Annotated in this window: 15 protein-coding genes and 1 pseudogene; 12 read left to right on the forward strand and 4 right to left on the reverse strand. The window is 70.6% G+C overall.

What is annotated here, in order from left to right; genetic code table 11:
• Window positions 1-536: pseudogene (locus tag ACIG5F_RS24790) on the forward strand (transposase); the annotation flags it as partial.
• 241 nt (window positions 537-777) lie between these two features.
• On the opposite strand, the gene ACIG5F_RS24795 reads toward ACIG5F_RS24790, so the two are convergent.
• A complete protein-coding gene (locus ACIG5F_RS24795) occupies window positions 778-1,923 on the reverse strand; it encodes a DUF222 domain-containing protein (RefSeq protein WP_396521229.1) in 1,146 nt (381 codons plus the stop codon).
• A gap of 805 nt (window positions 1,924-2,728) precedes the next feature.
• Here ACIG5F_RS24795 and ACIG5F_RS24800 point away from each other — a divergent pair.
• Together ACIG5F_RS24800 and ACIG5F_RS24805 are read left to right on the forward strand one after the other, a co-directional pair.
• Window positions 2,729-3,766, forward strand: a complete 1,038-nt coding sequence (locus tag ACIG5F_RS24800; RefSeq protein WP_396521672.1) for a HesA/MoeB/ThiF family protein — start codon at window positions 2,729-2,731, stop codon at window positions 3,764-3,766.
• Entirely contained in the window at window positions 3,763-4,911 is a 1,149-nt protein-coding gene (locus ACIG5F_RS24805; protein WP_396521231.1) for a hypothetical protein, read from the forward strand. Before ACIG5F_RS24800 ends, ACIG5F_RS24805 begins: the two co-directional genes overlap by 4 nt.
• A gap of 61 nt (window positions 4,912-4,972) precedes the next feature.
• Here the strand turns inward: ACIG5F_RS24805 and ACIG5F_RS24810 are convergent, their stop codons facing one another.
• Window positions 4,973-6,562 carry a PucR family transcriptional regulator gene (locus ACIG5F_RS24810; protein WP_396521674.1) on the reverse strand — a complete coding sequence of 530 codons (1,590 nt, stop codon included), beginning with the start codon at window positions 6,560-6,562 and terminating at the stop codon, window positions 4,973-4,975.
• A 122-nt stretch (window positions 6,563-6,684) separates the two neighbouring features.
• Between ACIG5F_RS24810 and ACIG5F_RS24815 the strand changes: the two genes are divergently transcribed.
• The 5 genes from ACIG5F_RS24815 (at window position 6,685) to ACIG5F_RS24835 (ending at window position 12,518) form a co-directional block, all read left to right on the forward strand.
• Window positions 6,685-7,992, forward strand: a complete 1,308-nt coding sequence (locus ACIG5F_RS24815) for an aspartate aminotransferase family protein (RefSeq protein ID WP_396521233.1) — start codon at window positions 6,685-6,687, stop codon at window positions 7,990-7,992.
• Window positions 7,989-9,476, forward strand: coding sequence for a CoA-acylating methylmalonate-semialdehyde dehydrogenase (locus ACIG5F_RS24820; RefSeq protein WP_396521235.1), 1,488 nt, complete (start codon window positions 7,989-7,991; stop codon window positions 9,474-9,476). Before ACIG5F_RS24815 ends, ACIG5F_RS24820 begins: the two co-directional genes overlap by 4 nt.
• Before the next feature lie 125 nt (window positions 9,477-9,601).
• Entirely contained in the window at window positions 9,602-9,916 is a 315-nt protein-coding gene (locus tag ACIG5F_RS24825) for an ArsR/SmtB family transcription factor (protein WP_396521237.1), read from the forward strand.
• Window positions 9,913-10,371 carry an SRPBCC family protein gene (locus ACIG5F_RS24830; RefSeq protein WP_396521238.1) on the forward strand — a complete coding sequence of 153 codons (459 nt, stop codon included), beginning with the start codon at window positions 9,913-9,915 and terminating at the stop codon, window positions 10,369-10,371. Before ACIG5F_RS24825 ends, ACIG5F_RS24830 begins: the two co-directional genes overlap by 4 nt.
• 74 nt (window positions 10,372-10,445) lie before the next feature.
• Window positions 10,446-12,518, forward strand: coding sequence for a prolyl oligopeptidase family serine peptidase (locus ACIG5F_RS24835; protein ID WP_396521240.1), 2,073 nt, complete (start codon window positions 10,446-10,448; stop codon window positions 12,516-12,518).
• Between the two features lie 136 nt (window positions 12,519-12,654).
• Here ACIG5F_RS24835 and ACIG5F_RS24840 read toward each other — a convergent pair whose 3' ends face one another.
• Window positions 12,655-13,470: an SDR family oxidoreductase gene (locus ACIG5F_RS24840; protein ID WP_396521242.1), complete on the reverse strand. Its 816-nt coding sequence runs from the start codon at window positions 13,468-13,470 to the stop codon at window positions 12,655-12,657.
• A gap of 84 nt (window positions 13,471-13,554) precedes the next feature.
• Here ACIG5F_RS24840 and ACIG5F_RS24845 point away from each other — a divergent pair, with 84 nt between their 5' ends.
• The 4 genes from ACIG5F_RS24845 (at window position 13,555) to ACIG5F_RS24860 (ending at window position 16,668) form a co-directional block, all read left to right on the forward strand.
• Window positions 13,555-14,319: an SDR family oxidoreductase gene (locus ACIG5F_RS24845; protein WP_396521244.1), complete on the forward strand. Its 765-nt coding sequence runs from the start codon at window positions 13,555-13,557 to the stop codon at window positions 14,317-14,319.
• A 79-nt stretch (window positions 14,320-14,398) separates the two neighbouring features.
• Complete coding sequence (locus ACIG5F_RS24850) at window positions 14,399-15,349, forward strand: LLM class F420-dependent oxidoreductase (RefSeq protein WP_396521246.1); 951 nt, start codon at window positions 14,399-14,401, stop codon at window positions 15,347-15,349.
• A 19-nt stretch (window positions 15,350-15,368) separates the two neighbouring features.
• Complete coding sequence (locus ACIG5F_RS24855; RefSeq protein ID WP_396521248.1) at window positions 15,369-15,968, forward strand: TetR/AcrR family transcriptional regulator; 600 nt, start codon at window positions 15,369-15,371, stop codon at window positions 15,966-15,968.
• Between the two features lie 64 nt (window positions 15,969-16,032).
• Complete coding sequence (locus ACIG5F_RS24860; RefSeq protein ID WP_396521250.1) at window positions 16,033-16,668, forward strand: LuxR C-terminal-related transcriptional regulator; 636 nt, start codon at window positions 16,033-16,035, stop codon at window positions 16,666-16,668.
• A gap of 178 nt (window positions 16,669-16,846) precedes the next feature.
• Here ACIG5F_RS24860 and ACIG5F_RS24865 read toward each other — a convergent pair whose 3' ends face one another.
• The gene (locus tag ACIG5F_RS24865) at window positions 16,847-19,297 is read right to left on the reverse strand and encodes an FAD-dependent oxidoreductase (RefSeq protein ID WP_396521252.1); all 2,451 of its coding nucleotides are present in this window, start codon (window positions 19,295-19,297) and stop codon (window positions 16,847-16,849) included.
• Window positions 19,298-19,338 lie beyond the last annotated feature (41 nt).

The raw sequence follows: 19,338 nt of genomic DNA on the forward strand, positions 1-19,338 counted from the left end.
CGGTGGTGGAGGGCACGGTGATCCGGGTGCGGGTGGACCGGCTGCCCGGGCGGACCGGGCCACAACCGATGTGGCTGTGGTGCTCGGACCCCGAGCTCGACGCGGCCACGATGGACCGGGCCTGGCAGCTGTTTTTGCGTCGGTTCGACCTGGAGCACACTTTCCGGTTCCTTAAGCAGACCCTGGGGTGGACCCGGCCGCGGCTGCGTGATCCGGCGGCGGCGGACCGGTGGACCTGGCTGGTGCTGGCCGCCTACGCCCAGCTCCGGTTGGCCCGGCCGGTGGTGGCCGATCAACGGCGGCCTTGGGAGACCACAGCGCCGGCCGATCCGGCGCGGTTGAGTCCGGTCCGGGTCCGGCGGGGGTTTCGGTGCGTCCGGTCGACGATCACGGTTCCAGCGGGCGCGCCGAAACCCTCCCGGCCAGGCCCGGGACGACCGGCGGGGACGCCGAACACGCGTCGGGCCAGGCGTTACACCCCGGGGAAGAGGACCACCGCAGCCTCCAGGAAGGGCAAGAAACGAAAGAAGGGTTAAAACACAAGCTCTGGGCGATGGCGTATCGAGGCGCTATCGGGCAGGCTCCGCCTGCCTCGATACGCAAGAAGCTTATGCCATCGCCCCCCTCCACACAAAATCCACCCTCCGATTGTCGAAGCGGAAAGTCTGTGTTGCCAGTTGCTTTCGCAGGTTGCCGGCTTTGTGTTGTTGGAGGGGTGTTTCGGTTCGCTGTGGAATTGTCAAAGAACAGGTGCGGTGGGGCGGGGATGCGTGGTGGTCAGTACTGGTGGGGCTGGGTGGTGTAGTGGCGGCCCTGGGGAGTGACCCAGTGGAGGGTGCCGTCGTCGTCGAGGGTGACGGTGTGGTTGCCGTGCTTGATGTGGTGGTGGTGTTGGCAGTAGCCCTTGAGCTGGTCCGGGTTCGTCTTGCCTTTCGGCCAGGGGATGGTGTGGTCGATTTCCTGGATGGGGTTGATGCAGCCGGGGGCGCAGCAGGTGCCGCCGTCACGGAGTTTGGTGAACTCCCGGCAGCGGGCTGGGGGCTTGTAGAGGTGGGTGGCCATCGCGGCGGCCCGCTGATACTCGTCCAGCAAGACACCGCGCCACGGGCCGAGCATGGCGAGTTCGCGGGCGGAGTCGGCGCTGATGGGGCCGTAGCCGTCGAGCAGGCCCGGGTCCTCGGTCAACCCCATGAGGGTCTCCATCGACAGGGTGACGTGGACCTGGACCTTGCGGTCGATGCCGTAGCCCAGGAACCGGTCCAGGAAGGCGTCCACCCGCTTCTGGTCGGTGGTGCGGCAGTCCTTGCACAACGCCCGGGCATCAGCGGTGGCGATGTCGTAGCACTGCCGGGCGTCGATCGCCGACATCCGGATCCGCAGCTCGGCCATGCCGTTGGGCAGCGGGTAGAACTCGATCCGCCGCTCCTTGTCACGGGCCTTCTGCCGGCGCTGCTCGTAGCCCAGCGGGTCGGCCTCGGCGACCAGCTTGGTGGTCCGGCGCGCGAGTTGGGTGCGGGTCAGCTCGGCGGCGACCTCGACCAGCTGGTCTTCGATCTGGGGGATCGTGGCGGGGTCGAGGTGGACCACCCGCTCGTCCACGGTCTCCAACCGGCGTAGGTCGATCTCCCCACGTCGCAGCTGCTCACACAGCCGAGGCAGCCGGTCCAGCACTTCGGCGCGCTCTTGCTGCCGGAACAGGGACTGCTCCGACTCGTGGGTGGCCATGGACATCTCGGCCAGGTCGTCGAAATTCCGGAGAATGCACAACCGAGCATGGTCGGCAACCGCCGTGATCTTGCGGGCCGCGATGAACGCGGTGACCTGTTGCTCAGGTGTGAGAGTGGAAAGATCAGCACTCAGGAGCAGGTCCAGCATCGCTCCCGAAGGCTCAGCGGACTCCAGCTCTCGGGTGATTTCTTCCATACCCCAAGAATACTCCCTATCAAGATCCAAATCGAACCACTAACGGGTGAAATCCCGTTTCATGCATAATCGAGACGACCCCACTCAAAGCACCATGGCGACAATCATCTTCACCTCCAGGCTCCGGAGGGTGGATTTTGCGCGGAGGGGGGCGATGGCATAAGCTTCTTGCGTATCGAGGCAGGCGGAGCCTGCCCGATAGCGCCTTGATACGCCATCGCCCAGAGGTCTCCGCGCAAAATCCACCCGGAGTCAGCTGGATAACGGCCCCTCACCCCTCAATCAGACTCCACCCCGCCGCCACCAACCCCAAACGATCCACCCCACCCCTCAAACAGACAACAACCCCCACTTCTCACCGCAATCCCCACCCCCCGGCAACCGCGCGGCGCGGGCACCCGAAGCACACCCGCACCCACACCCGCATCCACCCTCCACACCCACACCCAACCTCCACGCAGGACGCGCCCCTGGCCGCGTTCCTCCAACGGCCGCCCGGCTGCCAGGGAAACGGGACGAAGCCGACAACTGACGCCCTCGGCGGCGGGCGCCCGGGAGAGGTTCCCGGATACCCGGGAATCCGCTCCCTGTCCGCCGGGAACGGCCGCATCGCAGGATCGTGCCCTCAACAGAGGGGGTGACACACATGAAGATCAAGGTGAAGAAGGTGGAGCGCATCGAGGCGACGCAGATCCACCAGACGGAGGGTGAGGCGGCCTGAGCCGTCCGTGCAGAGGCCGTCCCCGGGCAGACCGGGGGCGGCCGCCCGGAATCGGGGGACATCATGGTGCCACGCTTGAAATCCGTGCTGGTGATGGCCGACGCGGGCAGCGTCGTGATCCACCGGCGCGCGCTGGAACGCATTCACCTCGACGACGAGGACGGCAGCGTGGCGCTGCTGCTGCGGCTGCTGCGCGAGGGCCGCCGCACCGGTTCGGAGCTGGCGGATGCCTTGGCGGCCAAGGGGTTCGCGGCGTCCGAAGAGGATATCGATGCGGCGCTGGCCCAGTTCGACGACTGGCGCCTGCTGGAGCGGGCCGGCGACGACGACACGCTGCGGCCGGAGGTCCGGCGGCGGCACGAGAGCAACCTGCGTTTCTACGATGTCACATCGAGCCTCGAGGTGAGCAGCGCCGACCAGCATCGGCGGGTGGCGGCGGCCCGGGTGCTGCTGCTGGGCGCGGGCGGTGTGGGTTCGGGCGTGTTGCAGTCGATGGTGGGCCTGGGCGTCGGGCACGTGACGCTGGTCGACTTCGACGTGGTGGAGACGAAGAACCTCGCCCGGCAGTTCGCCTACGGGCTGGCGACGATCGGCGAGCGCAAGGTGGACGCGGCCAAGGCCTGGGCCGACTCCTACTCCGGCGGCACGGCGGTGGAACCGGTGCACGGCCGGGTGGCCAGCGCGGCCGACGTCCGGGAACTGGCCGAGGGGCACGACCTGGTGGTGTGCGCGATCGACAGCCCGGACGACATCCAGCTCATGGTCAACGAGGCCTGTTTCGAGCTGGGAATTCCTTACGTGGTGGGAGGTCTGGCCTACTCGACGCTGTGCTACTGGTCGGTGGAGCCGGGCGTGTCCCCCTGCCGGCGCTGCCTGCAGTTGCACCGCAACGACGAGGGCCCGTTGCCGGACACGCTGTTCGAGCGGGCCACGGTCAACCGGGCCACCGGCCCGATCGTGCAGCTGCTGGCCGGTTTCGTGTCGATGGAGGCGATGCGCTACCTCCGCCGCACCGAGCCGCCGGTCGCCGCCGCCTGCTACCACGTGGTCGAGCTGGCCGATGGCATGGCCACGGAACGCCATGCCTGGCAACGGCATCCGGAGTGCGAGCTGTGCGAATGATCAAGGCGGTCACGGTCGTCCCGGACGGCGACGGATACCTGCTCGGCCGCCGCGGCAGCCCCGATTTCGTCGAGGTGCCGGAGATCGGCGGCCGGATCGTGCTGTGGTTGCAGGACGGCCTGTCGGTCGAGGAGTGCGAGGCCAGGGCGAGCGACGCCGTCGGCGAGGCGGTGGACGTCCGCGACTTCCTCAACGACCTGGCCGAGGCCGGGATCCTGGTCGACGAGGAGCCGACGGTCGGCGACGGCCCGCCGTTCGGCCACCGGGTGGGCCGGATCTTGTTCGGCCCGGTCGGCCTGGCCGTGCAGGTGGCGCTGGTCCTCACCGGACTGGTGCTGTTGGTCGTCGATCCCGCGCTGCGGCCCGACTATCGCGACGGCGTCCCGTTCCCGATCCCGTTGGCCAGCCTGCTGACGATCACCGTGGTGTCCGGGGTGCGCACCGTCATCCACGAGATGGCGCACAAGCTGGCGGCCGCGCAGTTCGGCGTGTACGGGCGGATCTCCTTCGGCCGCAGGCTGTTCTTCATCGTGGCCCAGACGGACGTGACCGGCCTGTGGACGCTGCCGCGCTGGAAGCGGGCGGTCCCGTTGGCCGCCGGCATCCTCATCGACGCCGCGATCGCCGCGATCCTGGTGACACTCCAGCTTTTTGTCGGTCATGACCCGCTGCTGCGGGTGGCGGTGTTCCTCAACGTCGGCGGCATCGTCGCGCAGACCGCGGTGTACATGCGCACCGACCTGTACGCACTGTTCCTGGCGTTGACCAACAGCAAGAACCTGTGGGAGCTCAAGGGCGCGGTGTTCCGCACGCTGATCCGCCGGGCCAATCCGCACGACCGCGAGCTCATCGCCGAGGCGACGCCCCGGGAGTTGTTCTGGGCCCGCGCCTATCTGGTGCTGTACATCCCCGGCGTGACCATCGCGTTCTCCTACTATTTCGGTTTCACGCTGCGGGCCACGCTCCGGGTGATCGAGCTGGCCCTGTCGGCGATCCCCACCGGCGGCCTGGCGGCGATCGGCGGTGTGCTCGCGTTGCTGGTGATCCTCGTGCCGATGGGCTTCGGCCTGACCGGCGCGGCCCGCTCGGCGATCACCGCTCTGCGCCGGACCCTCCGACCCGTGCCGCAAGCCCGGACGGCCTGACCGCAGACCAGCGACACCGCGGACGTCACGGCGACAATTCCGAGTAACGCACCTCGTACGCTCAACCGGAAAGATCCATCGCCAGCAGGGCCACGTAAAGCGACAACATCGACTCCGGATCCTCAAGGGAGACACCGAGAACGCTCTCGATCCGAGCCAGCTGCTGGTAGTAGGCCGTCCGCGACATGTGCGCGGCGGCCGCGGCGGCCGACTTGTTGCCACCGTTCTCGCAGAACACCCGCAGCAGTTCGATCAGCCGGCTGCTCTGGGCCGCGTCTCGGGCCAGCAAGGGACCGAGCTCGCGTTCGGCGAAAGCCGACAGCCGCTCATCCTCGCGCAGCAGGTGCAGCAGGCCACGCAGCCGCACGTCGTCGAGCCGGTGATAGCCGCGCGAGCCGGGGGAGCGCAGCGCCGCGTTGGCCACGTGCGCGGCCTCGATCATGCTGCGCCGGCCGTCGGTGATCGAGCGCACGGTGGTGCCGACGCCGAGCACCACCGGGATCGCCGTCGGTGAACTCCTTATCTGCGCGGCCAATCGGCGCAACGCGGCGTCCACATTGGACTGTGACGGCAGCGAGAGCAGGGCCCGCACCGAGATGTCGTCGACACCGCCGACCAGCGCCGGGATCTTGGTCCGCCGGGCCGCCGACGCGGTCGCCTCGGCCAGGTCCCGCAGCGCCTCCTGGGTCGCGGCCGGCGCGGTCTCCGGCCGGATCGCCACGCCGACGAGTTGTCGCCCCTCCAACGGAACCCCGAGCGCACCGGCCCGGGTGGCCAGGTCCACCGGGGGCGCGCCGGTGGCCAGTAGTTCGGTCAGCAGCGTGCGATGGGTGTGCCGCTCCAGGCTTTCCCGGTCGCGGGCCAGCAGCCGGTTCACCGCCAGCGCCGAGGCCGCCCGCTCGGCCACCACTACCAGCCGGTGCGCCGGCACGTCCGGGCTGACCAGCACCAGCCGCCCCCAGTCGTTGCCCCGCGCGCCGACGATCGTCACCAGCCAGCCGGCGCCCGGGTGGTAGGCGGTGCGTTCGGCGACGCTGACCGCGCGCGACCGTTCGGCCCAGTTCGCCAGCAGCTCCGCGACCTCGCCGCCGGCCGTGTTGTAGGCCAGCACGTCGTGCCCCAGCGTCTCCAGCACCACCGGCGCGCCGGTCACGCGGGCGACCTCGCGCAGCACCTCCGACGGCTCCGCCCCGGAGACGGTCAGCGCCGTGAACGTCTCGTGCACCTGCTCGGCCGCCCGCAGCTCGGCCAGCTGGGCGTCCACGATCATCGCCACCACCGCCTCGGTGATGGCCACGAACCGCACCTCTTCGGCCAGCGTGATCACGGGCAGCGAGTGCCGCTCGGCAGCCGCCAGCAACGCGGCCGGCAGCGCGTCGGTCCAGCGCCGGACCAGCTCGAACACCACGCCGCTGGCCCCGGCCTCGGCCAGGCCGTCGATGTACGCGGTCAGCTCGGCCGGATCGTCGTCCAGGGCGATGCCGGTGGTCAGCACCAGCTCGCCGCCCCGCAGCAGCGGCCCGATGTCGACCACCTCGGCCACGTGCACCCATCGCACCTTGCGGTCCAGGCCGGCCGAGCCGGCGGCCAGCCGCGGCCGGCCCCGCCGGATCAGCGGCATGGTCAGCACGTCCGACACGGACGGGAACACCGAGCTCTTGGCCAGCTTGGACACAGTGTCAGGGTAGCCGGCCAAACCGGCTACAGGTTGTCCATGGTGGCGGCGGCCCGGCCGGCCCCACACTCGCTTGCGGGTCTCATCGAGGAGGAACGATGTCTTCGCACGCCGATCTGCTGGCCAGGCACCGGGCCGTGTTGCCGGGGTGGCTCGCGCTGTACTACGACGAGCCGATCGAGATCGTGCGCGGCGATGGCCGCCGGGTCACCGACGCCGAGGGCCGCGAGTACCTGGACTTCTTCGCCGGCATCCTGACCAACGCCATCGGCTACGACATCGCCGAGATCTCCGACGCCGTGCGCAGCCAGCTGTCCAGCGGCATCGTGCACACCTCCACGCTGTACCTGATCCGCCAGCAGGTCGAGCTGGCCGAGAAGATCGCGCGGCTGTCCGGCATCCCCGACGCCAAGGTGTTCTTCACCAACTCCGGCACCGAGGCCAACGAGACCGCGATGATGCTGGCCACCCAGCACCGCCGCAGCAACCAGGTGCTGGCCCTGCGCAACTCCTACCACGGGCGCGGTTTCGGCACGATCGCCGTGACCGGCAACCGCGGCTGGTCGGCCTCGTCGCTCAGCCCGGTCAACGTCAGCTACGTGCACGGCGGCAACCGCAATCGCGGGCCGTTCAAGGACTTCAGCGACGCCGACTACATCAAGGCCTGCGTGGCCGACCTGCGCGAGGTGCTGGCCACCGCCACCGCCGGCGATGTGGCCTGCCTGATCGGCGAGCCGATCCAGGGCGTCGGCGGCTTCACCACCCCGCCCGACGGCCTGTTCGCGGCGTTCAAGGAAGTCCTGGACGAGACCGGCATCCTGCTCATCTCCGACGAGGTGCAGACCGGCTGGGGCCGCACCGGCGAGCACTTCTGGGGCATCCAGGCCCACGGCGTGGTGCCGGACATGATGACCTTCGCCAAGGGGCTGGGCAACGGCATGGCCATCGGCGGCCTGGTCGCCCGCGGCGACGTGATGGACAGCCTGACCGCCAACTCCATCTCCACCTTCGGCGGCAACCCGATCTCCACCGCGGCCGCCAACGCCACCCTGGACTTCCTGCTGGAGCACGACCTTCAGGCCAACGCGCTCAAGCTGGGCAACAAGCTGATGAACGGGCTGCGGCACATCGCCGACGAGAACCCGGTGATCGGCGACGTGCGCGGCAAGGGCCTGATGATCGGCGTCGAGCTGGTCCAGCCCGGCAGCGACACGCCGAGCGCGCCGGCGGCGGTGAAGATGATGGAGGAGACCCGCAAGCGTGGCCTGCTGATCGGCAAGGGCGGCCTCAACGGCAACACGCTGCGGCTGGCCCCGCCGATGACGCTGACCGAGCCGGAGGCCGACGAGGCGTTGCAGATCCTGGCCGAGTCCATCGCCGTCACCAACGAGGAGCTGTCCCGATGACCACGCACTGGATCGACGGTCGCTTGTGGACGGGCACGGCCGAGCGCCAGGGCGATGTCTACGATCCGGCAACGGGTTCGGTGGCGTCCACTGTGGACTTCGCGTCGGCCGACGTGGTCGACGAGGCCGTGGCGACGGCATCGCGGGCGTGGCGGACCTGGCGGGAGGCCTCGCTGGCCGCTCGCTCGACCGTGCTGTTCAAGTTCCGGGAACTGTTGGTGGCCAACAAGAACGAGTTGGCCGCGCTGATCACCGCCGAGCATGGCAAGGTGCTGTCCGACGCGGCCGGCGAGGTGCAGCGGGCCATCGAGAACGTCGAGTACGCGTGCGGCATCCCGCAGCTGCTCAAGGGCGGCTTCAGCGAGAACGCCTCCACCCGGGTCGACGTCTACTCCATCCAGCAGTCCCTCGGTGTGGTCGGCGTGATCTCGCCGTTCAACTTCCCGGCCATGGTGCCGCTGTGGTTCGTGCCCAACGCGATCGCCTGCGGCAACACGGTTGTGCTCAAGCCCAGCGAGAAGGACCCGTCGGCGTCGATGTTCATCGCCGAGCTGTGGGCCCAGGCCGGGCTGCCGGCCGGCGTGCTCAACGTCGTGCACGGCGACAAGGTCGCGGTCGACCGGCTGCTGGAACACCGCGACGTCAAGGCGATCTCGTTCGTCGGCTCCACCCCGATCGCCCGCCACGTCTACGAGACCGGCACCGCCGCCGGCAAGCGGGTGCAGGCGCTGGGCGGGGCCAAGAACCACATGGTCGTGCTGCCCGACGCCGACCTGGACCTGGCCGCCGACGCCGCCGTGAACGCCGGCTTCGGCTCGGCCGGCGAGCGCTGCATGGCCGTTTCCGTTGTCGTCGCGGTGGATCCGATCGGCGACGAGCTGGTCGCCAAGATCGCCGAGCGGCTGCCGGGGCTGTCGGTCGGCGACGGGCGCAAGCCGGACAGCGAGATGGGGCCGCTGGTCACCGCCGCGCACCGGGACAAGGTCACGTCCTATGTGGACGCCGGCGTCAGCGAGGGCGCCCGGCTCGTGGTCGACGGCCGGCAGCACGCCGTGGACGGCGACGCCGCCGGTTTCTGGCTCGGGCCAACCCTGTTCGACGGCGTCGAGCCGGGTATGTCGATCTACCAGGACGAGATCTTCGGCCCGGTGCTGTCGGTGGTGCGGCGGCCGTCGTACGACGAGGCCGTGGACGTGGTCAACGCCAACCCGTACGGCAACGGCGTGGCCGTCTTCACCAACGACGGCGGGGCCGCCCGGCGGTTCCAGCACGAGGTCGAGGTGGGCATGGTCGGCGTGAACGTGCCCATCCCGGTGCCGGTGGCCTACTACTCGTTCGGCGGCTGGAAGCAGTCCCTGTTCGGCGACTCGCACGCCTACGGCCCCGAGGGCGTGCACTTCTACACCCGCAGCAAGGTCGTCACCAGCCGCTGGCTCGACCCCTCCCACGGCGGCATCAACCTAGGCTTCCCCCAAAACACCTAACCACCCGTCCCCCCTCCCGCTTTGGCGCTTGGAAGGGGGCTTTCCTTCACTTGGAGTGGAGGAAAGCCCCCTTCCAAGCATTGAGGGGGTTGACTGGGGTAGTGGTAAGTTTTAGCTTACGGTTCGTGGCGACTTACCGAACCGAGGGGCTCGGGGCGCTTGGGGACCCGATGAGGCGGGCGATCTTCGAGCTGGTGGCCACCGGGCCGAGGGCGGTGGGCGAGCTGGCGAGACAGCTGCCGATCAGCCGGCCGGCCGTGTCCCAACACCTGAAGGTGCTCAAGGAGGCCGGGCTGGTGGTCGACGAGGCGGTCGGCGCCAGGCGGGTCTACCGGGTCGACCCGGCCGGGGTGGCCGGCCTGCGGGCCTACCTGGACATGGTGTGGGACCGAGCACTGGCCGCCTTCGCGGCCGCCGCCGAGAGCGAGGAGTCGTCATGAACGTGACCAAGAGCGTGACGGTGAAGGCGTCCCAGCAGCATGCGTTCAAGGTGTTCACGGCCGGGTTCGGCACCTGGTGGCCGTCGTCGCACCACATCGGCAAGGCCGACATGGCCGAGGCGATCCTGGAGCAGCGCGAGGGCGGCCGCTGGTACGAGCGCGGCGTGGACGGCAGCGAGTGCGACTGGGGCAGTGTGCTGGTCTACGACCCGCCCAACCGGGTGGTGGTCAGCTGGCACCTCAACGGCGAGTGGGCCTACGACCCGGACCCGGCCAAGGCCAGCGAGATCGAGATCCGGTTCGTGGCCGAGGGACCGGACGTGACCAGGGTGGAGCTGGAGCACCGGCACTTCGAGCGGCACGGCGAGAACTGGGAGGCGGTGGCCAGCGGCGTGGGCTCCGACGGCGGCTGGGCCGGCATCCTCCGGGGCTACGCGGAGATCGCGGCGGCCTGACCGGGCGGAGCGCGACCAGGGGGCGTGACTAGGCGGCGGCGTGACCGGGCCCCGGCCGGATAGGGTCAGGGGCTGTGACTGCTGAACTGTCCTTTCCGCGCCAGCAAGCCCGTACCCAGCGTTTCTCGTTGGGCGTGCCCAGGGCGTTCACCGTCGCACCGGACGGATCCCGGGTGCTGTTCCTCCGCTCCGCGTCGGGCACCGACCGTCGCACCGGCCTGTGGAGCCTGGACGTCGAGTCGGGGCAGGAGTCCCCGCTGTTCGACCCCTTCGCCGACAACGAGGAGCTCTCGCCCGAGGAGCGGGCCCGCCGCGAGCGCAGCCGGGAGTCGGCCGCCGGCGTGGTCGGCTACGCCACCGACCGGGCGCTGACCGTGGCGGCGTTCGCGCTGTCCGGCAAGGTGCACGTGACCGACCTGGCCGCCGGCACGACGGCCGAGCTGGCCACGCCCGGCCCGGTGATCGACCCCCGGCCCGACCCCACCGGCCGGCACGTGGCCTACGCCGTCGCGGCCGGCGAGCTGCGGGTCGTCGCCGTGGACGGCACCGGCGACCGCGGCCTGGCCGTCCCCGACGGCGACGAGGTGACCTGGGGCGTCGCCGAGTTCATCGCCGCCGAGGAGATGGACCGGTTCCGCGGCTACTGGTGGGCGCCGGACGGGGACCGGCTGCTGGCCGCCCGCGTCGACAACACGCCGGTGCAGCGCTGGCACATCGCCGACCCGGCCAACCCCGGCACAGTGCCGGCCGAGATCGCCTACCCGGCCGCCGGCACGGCCAACGCCGACGTGCGGCTGGCCGTGCTGGGCCTGGACGGCTCGCGGGTCGACGTGGACTGGGACCGGGAGGCCTTCCCGTACGTCGCGACCGCGCACTGGTCGGCCGGCGGGGCGCCGCTGGTGCTGGTGCAGGCCCGGGACCAGCGCTCGCAGCGGATTCTGGCCGTCGACCCGGACACCGGCGCGACGACCGTGCTGCACGAGGACTCCGACCCGCACTGGGTCGACATCATGCCCGGCGTGCCGGCGTGGACCCGGGACGGCAGGCTGGTCCGCATCGCCGCCCAGGACGGCGCGTGGCGGCTGGTGGTGGACGGCGAGACGCTCACCGGACCCGAGCTGCAAGTGCGCTCCGTGACTTCAGTGACGACCGATGACATTCTGATCCGGGCGTCCGAGGGAGATCCGACCCAGGCTCACGTCTACCGGGTCGCCAAGGACGGCGTGGAGCGGCTGTCGGTCGGCGACGGCATGCACGCCATCGCCCGCGGCGGCGACGTGACCGTGCGGGTCGGCACCGGCCTCGGCTTCTTCGGCAGCGTGGCCGAGGTGTTCCGCGGTGACACCAAGGTCGGCGAGATCAAGTCGCTGGCCGAGACGCCGTCGATCACGCCCAACGTGCAGCTGCTGGAGCTGGGGGAGCGGGGCCTGCGCGGCGCGCTGCTGCTGCCCACCGGCTACACGTCCGGGAGCCTGCCCGTGCTGCTCGACCCGTACGGCGGCCCGCACGCGCAGCGCGTCGTGCAGACCCGCAACGCCTTCACCGCCTCGCAGTGGTTGGCGGATCAGGGTTTCGCGGTGCTCGTCGTGGACGGTCGCGGCACGCCCGGCCGGGGTCCGGCGTGGGAGCGGGACATCCACCTCGACTTCGCCGGCACCACCCTCGACGACCAGGTCGACGCCCTCCAGGCCGCCGCCGCGCAGTTCCCGTTCCTGGACCTGTCCCGGGTCGCCATCCGGGGTTGGTCCTACGGCGGTTACCTGTCGGCGCTGGCCGTGCTGCGTCGTCCCGACGTCTTCCGGGCCGGCATCGCCGGCGCGCCCGTCACCGACTGGCGGCTGTACGACACCCACTACACGGAGCGCTACCTCGGCCACCCCGCCGAGCGTCCCGAGGTGTACGACGCCAACTCGCTCATCGAGGACGCCCCCAAGCTCTCCCGCGACCTGATGATCATCCATGGTCTGGCCGACGACAACGTGGTCGCCGCCCACACCCTGCGCCTCAGCTCGGCGCTGCTGGCCGCCGGCCGCCCGCACACCGTGCTGCCGCTGTCGGGCGTCACCCACATGACCCCGCAAGAGCAGGTCGCCGAGAACCTCCTGCTCCTCCAGGTCGACTTCCTGAAGCGGTCACTCGGCAGCTGACCGATCTGAGCCTGTGCGCCGGCGTCGCTCGGCCGCGCCGGTGCCTGGACCGTCGCCGGATTTCACCCGCCGCCACTCAACGCAACCACCCACCAAGCCGATGCGGCGGGTTAAATCCGGCTAGGGAAGGCACCGGTCACGAGCGGCCGAGCCGTGACGCCGAAGGCGGCACCGAAGACACAGCGCGGCGCATGCCGGAGAGCCAGCGGTCGATGTCGTCGGCCTTGCGCTTGACGAACTTCGCCACCTCGGGGTGGGGCAGGATGTGGAAGCGCTCCGCCGCCAGGCCGTCGACGACGATGCCGGCGACGGCGTCGGGCTCGAGGATGTCGCCGAAGGCGGCGACGGCCAGGGCGGAGACCTCGCCCTGCTCGATGCCGGGCATGAGCATGTCGGTCCGCACGCCCATCGGGCACAGCACGCTGACCTTGATGCCCCGGTCCCCGTAGGTGGCGGAGAGCCACTCGGCGAAGGCGACGGCGGCGTGCTTGGACACGGTGTACGGGGCGTCGCCCGGCGCCATCAGCAGGCCGGCGGCGGAGGCGGTGTTGAGCAGGTAGCCCCGGCCCCGGTCCAGCATGGACGGCAGCACGGCGTTGGCGGCGTGCACGTGGGCCATGGTGTTGACGTTGAGGTTGAGCGCCCAGTCGGCGGGTGAGGCGTCCAGGCCGCGGCCGAAGGCGACGCCGGCGTTGGAGCAGAACAGGTCGACCGGCCCGAAGTTGGCCTCGGCGGCCGAGACGAGTGCGGCGACCTGGTCGGCATCGGTGACGTCGGCGGGCACGGCGACGGCCTGCGCGCCGATGGACGCGGCGACCGCGGCGGCGTTGTCGGCGTCCAGGTCCGACACGACGATGCCGGCGGCGCCCTCGGCGGCGAACCGGCGGGCCAGAGCGGCCCCGATTCCCCGGCCGGCCCCGGTCACCACGACCACACTGTCGCGCACCTGCATCCCGACGACCTCCCAGCTAGTGCCTGCGTACCGACTGGTCGGTATTGTACCGTGGGGTCACCCGAGACCACAGGAGCGACGAAGATGTCAGGTCTGACCGGCAAGACCGCGCTGATCACCGGCGCGTCCCGCGGCATCGGCAAGGCGATCGCCTTCGCGCTGGCCGCGCAGGGCGTGCACGTGGTGCTGTCCTCGCGCAAGCAGGACTCCCTGGACGAGGTCGCGGCCGAGCTGCGGGCGGCGCAGCCGGACGCCAAGGTGCTGGCCAAGGCGGCCCACGTGGGCGACCCGGAGCAGGCCCAGGCGTGCGTGGAGGCGGCGGTCGCCGAGTTCGGCGGCATCGACGTCCTGGTCAACAACGCCGGCACCAACCCGTACTTCGGCCCGATGGTGGACCTGGACATCCCGCGCGCGGAGAAGACGGTTCAGGTCAACCAGATGTCCATCGTGCTGTGGACCGGCCTGGCCTGGAAGGCCTCGATGTCGGCCACCGGCGGCTCGATCATCAACATCGCCTCGATCGGCGGCCTGGCCCCGGAGATCGGCATCGGCTACTACAACGCCACCAAGGCGGCGGTGATCCACCTGACCCGCCAGTTCGCCATGGAGCTGGCCCCGACCACCCGGGTGAACGCGATCGCCCCCGGCGTGGTGCGCACCCACCTGGCCAAGGGGCTGTGGGAGAACAACGAGGAGCGCCTGAACAAGGCGCTGCCGCTGGGCCGCATCGGCGAGCCGGAGGACATCGCCAAGGCGGCGGTCTTCCTGGCCGGCGACGACTCGTCCTGGATGACCGGCCAGACGCTGGTCATCGACGGCGGCGCCACGATTCGCCCGATGGTGGTCTGATCATGAGCGAGCTTGCGAGCGAATCATTCGGCACAGGTCGTGCGCGAACGCGCACGCCGAGCGCTAGCGAGGTGTGGAAGTGAGTCGTTGGGGCATCACCTTGCCGTTGGCCGGCATCCCGCTGCCCAAGCAGCGGGACCTGGTCAAGTCCCTGCCCGACCTGGGCTACACCGACGTGTGGTCGGCCGAGACGGCCGGCACGGACGCCTTCACCCCGCTGGCCCTGGCCGCGGAGTGGGCGCCGACGCTGCGCCTGGGCACGGCCATCGCCCCGGTCTACACCCGCGGCCCCGGCCTGCTGGCCATGCAGGCGGCGACCATCGCCGAGCTGGCCCCGGGCCGGTTCGCGCTGGGCATCGGCTCCAGCTCGCCGGTGATCGTGCAGGGCTGGAACGCCCGCGAGTTCACCGAGCCGTTCGCGCACGTCCGTGACACGCTGCGGTTCCTGCGGCCGGCGCTGGCCGGCGAGAAGGTGGACGGCGACTTCGGCTCGTTCACGGTGCGCCGGTTCAAGCTGGAGCGGGCGCCCGAGCAGGCCCCGCAGATCATGCTGGCGGCGCTGCGGCCGGGCATGCTGCGGTTGGCGGCCAAGGAGGCCGACGGCGCGATCACCAACTGGCTGGCCCCGACCGACGTGCCCCAGGTGCGGGCGGAGCTGGGCGCGGGCAAGGAGCTGGTGGCCCGGGTGTTCGTCTGCCCGACCGAAGATGTCGCGGCGGCAAGGGCTTTCGGGCGGATGCTGATCAGCAGCTACCTGACCGTGCCGGCGTACGCGGCGTTCCACGACTGGCTGGGGCGCGGCGAGGAGCTGGCCGAGATGCACCGGCTGTGGGCGGCCGGCGACCGCAAGGGCGCGAACGCCGCGATTCCGGACCGTGTGGTCGACGACCTGATCGTGCATGGCAGCCTTGACCGCTGCCGCGAGCGCGTCCAGGAGTACGTCGACCAGGGTCTGGACACTCCGGCGATCATGGTGTTGCCGACCGGCGCCGACCAGTTCGACGTGGTCAGGGCCCTGGGCAAGAGGTAACGGGAGGGTGGGGAAGAGCGTGACCAAGGCATCCCAGGGGCGCGGCGAGCTGACCCCGATGGAGAGCCGCATCCTGCGCGCGGCGGTGAAACTCTTCGCGGAGAAGGGTTTCGACGCCACCACGGTGCAGGAGGTGGTGGCCGCCGCCGAGGTGACCAAGGGCGCGCTCTACCACTACTTCGACTCCAAGGACGACCTGCTCTACGAGATCTACCACTCGCTGATCGGCGTGCAGACCGCCGACCTGGACGCGATCATCGCCCAGGACCTGGGCGCGAAGGAGACGGTCCGGGCCATCCTGATGAACCTGGTCGTCTCGACCGCGGCCCGGATCGACGAGACGGCGGTGTTCGTGCGGGAGATGCACAAGCTGAACTCGGAGCGGATGGCCGCCTTCCGGGCCGACCGCCGCCGGTACCAGAACACGTTCCGGGACGTGATCGCCAAGGCCCAGGCGGCCGGCGAGTTCTCGGCGCTGGTGCCGGCCGACACCTCGGTGCTGATCGCGCTGGGCGTGGTGAACCAATTGCCGAACTGGTACCGGCCGGACGGACCCAAGTCGCCAGAGCAACTGGGGGCCGAGATCGCCGATTTCGTGCTGGCGGCGCTGGCGACCTGACCGAGCGGGCGGAATCGACGCCAAAGTCTGGGTGTGATCCGGGTAGGCATACCATCATCTGCCCATGACGGTTTTGGACACCCCGATCGTCCGTGTCGTGGTCGCCGAGGACCGCGCCCCGGTCAGATCCGGCCTGGACGCCGCCCTCGGGCACTTACCCGGCGTCGCCGTGGTCGGCACGGCGACGCACCACGCCCAGGTACCCCCGCTACTGGATCGACACCGACCCGAGGTGCTGCTGCTGGGCCTGGCCCTGCCCGGCGGCGACCCGGTCGAGCTGACCCGCGCGGTGCGGGCCGAGCACCCAGCGACGGCGGTCATCGTGATCGCCGTGCTGCCCGCGACCAACGAGCAGGTGCTGCCGGCGCTCCAGGCCGGCGCGGCCGGCTGGCTGCCGCCGACGGCCGACCGGGACACGGTGATCCGGGCCCTGCGCTCGGTGGTCGCCGGGGCCGCCGCGACGCCCCGACGCCCGTCCGGCCGTGATCACCGGGGCGAGCTGACCGCCCGCGAGGCCGACGTGCTGGGCCTGGTCGCCGCCGGCCTGACCAACGCCGAGATCGCCCGCAGGCTCAGCGTCAGCGAGGCCACCGTGAAGACCCACCTCAACCACGCCTATACGAAGGTGGGGTTGCAGAACCGGGCCGAGGCCGTGGAGTATGCGAAACGCCAGGGACTCGGACCGGGCGACCAGGTGTGACTGGGTGAGTTTACCCATGCCGAGTGGGCATTACCGGTTCTGTCGGCGACCGGCCGCCGGCCGCGATACTTCTTCCCAGGGGGCCGTGCTGGGGAGGGTGAAGGCTGTGGAGGGTCCGGAGTTCGGCAGAGTCGCGTGACGCGAAGGGGCTCCCGGGAACGGGAGCCCCTCGCGGCGTCTAGGCCTTGATCCGAGCACCGCTCGGATCGAACAGCGGTTCCCGGGCGACCACACCGTCGACCCAGTCGCCGAACAGCTCCACCGACAGCTCGGTGCCGATGGCCGTGTCGGCCGGCAGATAGGCGTAGGCGATGGGCTTGTCCACGGTGTAGCCGAAGCCGCCGGTGGTGACCCGGCCGATCACCTTGCCGTCCACGCGCACCGGTTCCCCGCCCAGCGGCACCGCGTGCGGCTCGTTCAACGTCAGGCAGCGCAGCCGGCGGGTGATGCCCCGTTGCCTGGCGGCGAGCAGCGCTTCCCGGCCCAGGAACGGCTTGTCCTTCTTGACGCAGAAGCCCAGGCCGGCCTCGTACGGGTTGTGGTCGGGGGTGAGGTCGGATCCCCAGAGCCGGTAACCCTTCTCCAGCCGCAGGCTGTCGATCGCCTTGTAGCCGGCGGCGATCAGCCCGTGGTCCTGCCCGTACTCCCACAGCGTCGACCACAGCGCGGCCCCGTACTCGGCCGAGGCGTAGAGCTCCCAGCCCAGCTCGCCGACGAAGGTCACCCGCTGCGCGGTCAGCGGCACGTCGCCGACGGTGATCTGCCGCGCGCTCATGTACGGGAACGCCTCGTTGTCCAGCGCGGCCGGCGTCAGCTGGGCCAGGATCTGGCGGGAGTTGGGGCCCCACAAGGCAAAACAGGTGTACTGGCCGGTGACGTCGGTGATCCGCACCGAGCCGTCGTCGGGGGCGTGCCGGCGCAGCCAGGTCAGGTCCCGCGACCCGTAGGCGGTGCCGGTGACGATCCGGAACACCTGTTCCTCAAGCCTGGCCACCGTGAAGTCGCACTCGATGCCGCCGCGGGTGTTGAGCGCCTGGGTGTAGGTCACGGTGCCGACCTCACGGTCGACATCGTTGGCGCACAACCAACTTAGCAGCTCGGCGGCGCCCGGCCCGGCCACCTCGATCTTGGCGAACGAGGACTCGTCGAACAGGCCGGCGCCGGCCCGGGTGCCGCGGTGCTCGGCCACGATCGCCGGCGACCAGCCCATGCCGGCCCAGCCGCGCGGCTGCATGAAGTCGTCGCCGCCGTACATGTTGTTCTGGTAGTAGTCCACCCGCTCCCAGCCCGACTTCTCGCTGAAGTGGGCCTGCTGCTGGGCATGCCAGCTGTAGACCGGCGAGACCCGCAGCGGCCGGCCGGCCGAGCGCTGCCGGTGCGGGAACGGGATGTCGTAGTACGTCTCGTAGTTCTCGGTGACCCGGGCCAAGGTGTAGGACGGCGACCGGTACTGCTGGCCGAAGCGGCGAATGTCCATGTGGGACACATCCAGCTGGGCCTCGCCGGCCACGATCCACTCGGCCACCACCTTGCCGATGCCGCCGGCCCCGGCGATGCCGTGCGCGCAGAAGCCGGCGGCCACGAAGAAGCCGCCGATCTCGGTCTCGCCCAGGCAGAACTCGTTGTCCGGGGTGAAGGCCTCCGGCCCGTTGATCAGCTTGCGGATGCCCAGCCCGTCCATCACCGGCACCCGCATGGCCGCGTTCTCGCCGATCTCGGCGAACCGCTCCCAGTCGGCGGCCAGCAGCTTTCCGTTGAAGTCGGGGGGAATGCGGTCCAGGCCGGCGGCGTCCAGCGACCAGGCCCGCGAGTCGCGCTCGTAGCCGCCCATCAGCAGCCCGTCCACCTCCTCGCGCCAGTACACGAGGTTGTCGGGGTCGCGCAGCGTCGGCAGGTGGGCACCGTCCCGCTCCCGCACCGGCTCGGTGACCACGTACTGGTGGGACATCGGGATGATCGGGATGCGCACGCCGGCCAGCCGGCCGATCTCCGCGGCGTACATGCCGCCGCAGTTGACCACGATCTCCGCCTCGATGCGGCCCTGGTCGGTCCGCACGCCGGTGACCCGGCCGCGGTGCACGTCGATGCCGGTGACCCGGGTGTGCTGGTGGATCCGCACGCCGCCGGCGCGGGCCCCGGCGGCCAGCGAGTAGGCCAGCTGCGAGGGGTCCACATAGCCGTCGGTCGGCAGGTACGAGGCGCCGAGCACCCCCTTGGTGCTCATCAGCGGGAACAGCTCGCGGGCCTGCTCGGCGCTGATCTCCTCCAGCGGCACGTCGAAGGCCCGCGCCCAGCCGATCTGCCGGCGCAGCTCGGCCATCCGGTCCGGTGTGCAGGCCAGCCGGATGCCGCCGCACGGCACCCAGCTCGGCGGGTGCTCGCCCCGCTGGAGCTCGGCGTAGAGCTGCGCGGAGTACTGGTTCATCTTGGTCAGGGTCGGATCGGAGCGCAGCTGCCCGACCAGCCCGGCCGAGTGGAAGGTCGAGCCGCTGGTCAGCTCGTCGCGGTCGAGCACGACCACGTCGCGCTCGCCCAGCCCGGCGAGGTGGTAGGCGACGCTGGCGCCGCCCACCCCGCCGCCGATGATCACGATCTTGGCCCGGTCGGGGAGTGCCCTGTCAGCTGCCACGACGCCCTTGTTACCGCATTGGGTTGACGGTGGCCAGCCAC

The sequence above is a fragment of the Kutzneria sp. NPDC052558 genome (genome assembly GCF_044547355.1).
Classification (GTDB): Bacteria; Actinomycetota; Actinomycetes; order Mycobacteriales; family Pseudonocardiaceae; genus Kutzneria.

Bases quoted from the DNA above. Each gene is read 5' to 3' on its own strand.
- ACIG5F_RS24795 (WP_396521229.1), bottom strand. From the start codon at position 1,923: ATGGAAGAAATCACCCGAGAGCTGGAGTCCGCTGAGCCTTCGGGAGCG.
- ACIG5F_RS24805 (WP_396521231.1), top strand. From the start codon at position 3,763: ATGATCAAGGCGGTCACGGTCGTCCCGGACGGCGACGGATACCTGCTC.
- ACIG5F_RS24815 (WP_396521233.1), top strand. From the start codon at position 6,685: ATGTCTTCGCACGCCGATCTGCTGGCCAGGCACCGGGCCGTGTTGCCG.
- ACIG5F_RS24820 (WP_396521235.1), top strand. From the start codon at position 7,989: ATGACCACGCACTGGATCGACGGTCGCTTGTGGACGGGCACGGCCGAG.
- ACIG5F_RS24830 (WP_396521238.1), top strand. From the start codon at position 9,913: ATGAACGTGACCAAGAGCGTGACGGTGAAGGCGTCCCAGCAGCATGCG.
- ACIG5F_RS24840 (WP_396521242.1), bottom strand. From the start codon at position 13,470: ATGCAGGTGCGCGACAGTGTGGTCGTGGTGACCGGGGCCGGCCGGGGA.
- ACIG5F_RS24845 (WP_396521244.1), top strand. From the start codon at position 13,555: ATGTCAGGTCTGACCGGCAAGACCGCGCTGATCACCGGCGCGTCCCGC.
- ACIG5F_RS24860 (WP_396521250.1), top strand. From the start codon at position 16,033: ATGACGGTTTTGGACACCCCGATCGTCCGTGTCGTGGTCGCCGAGGAC.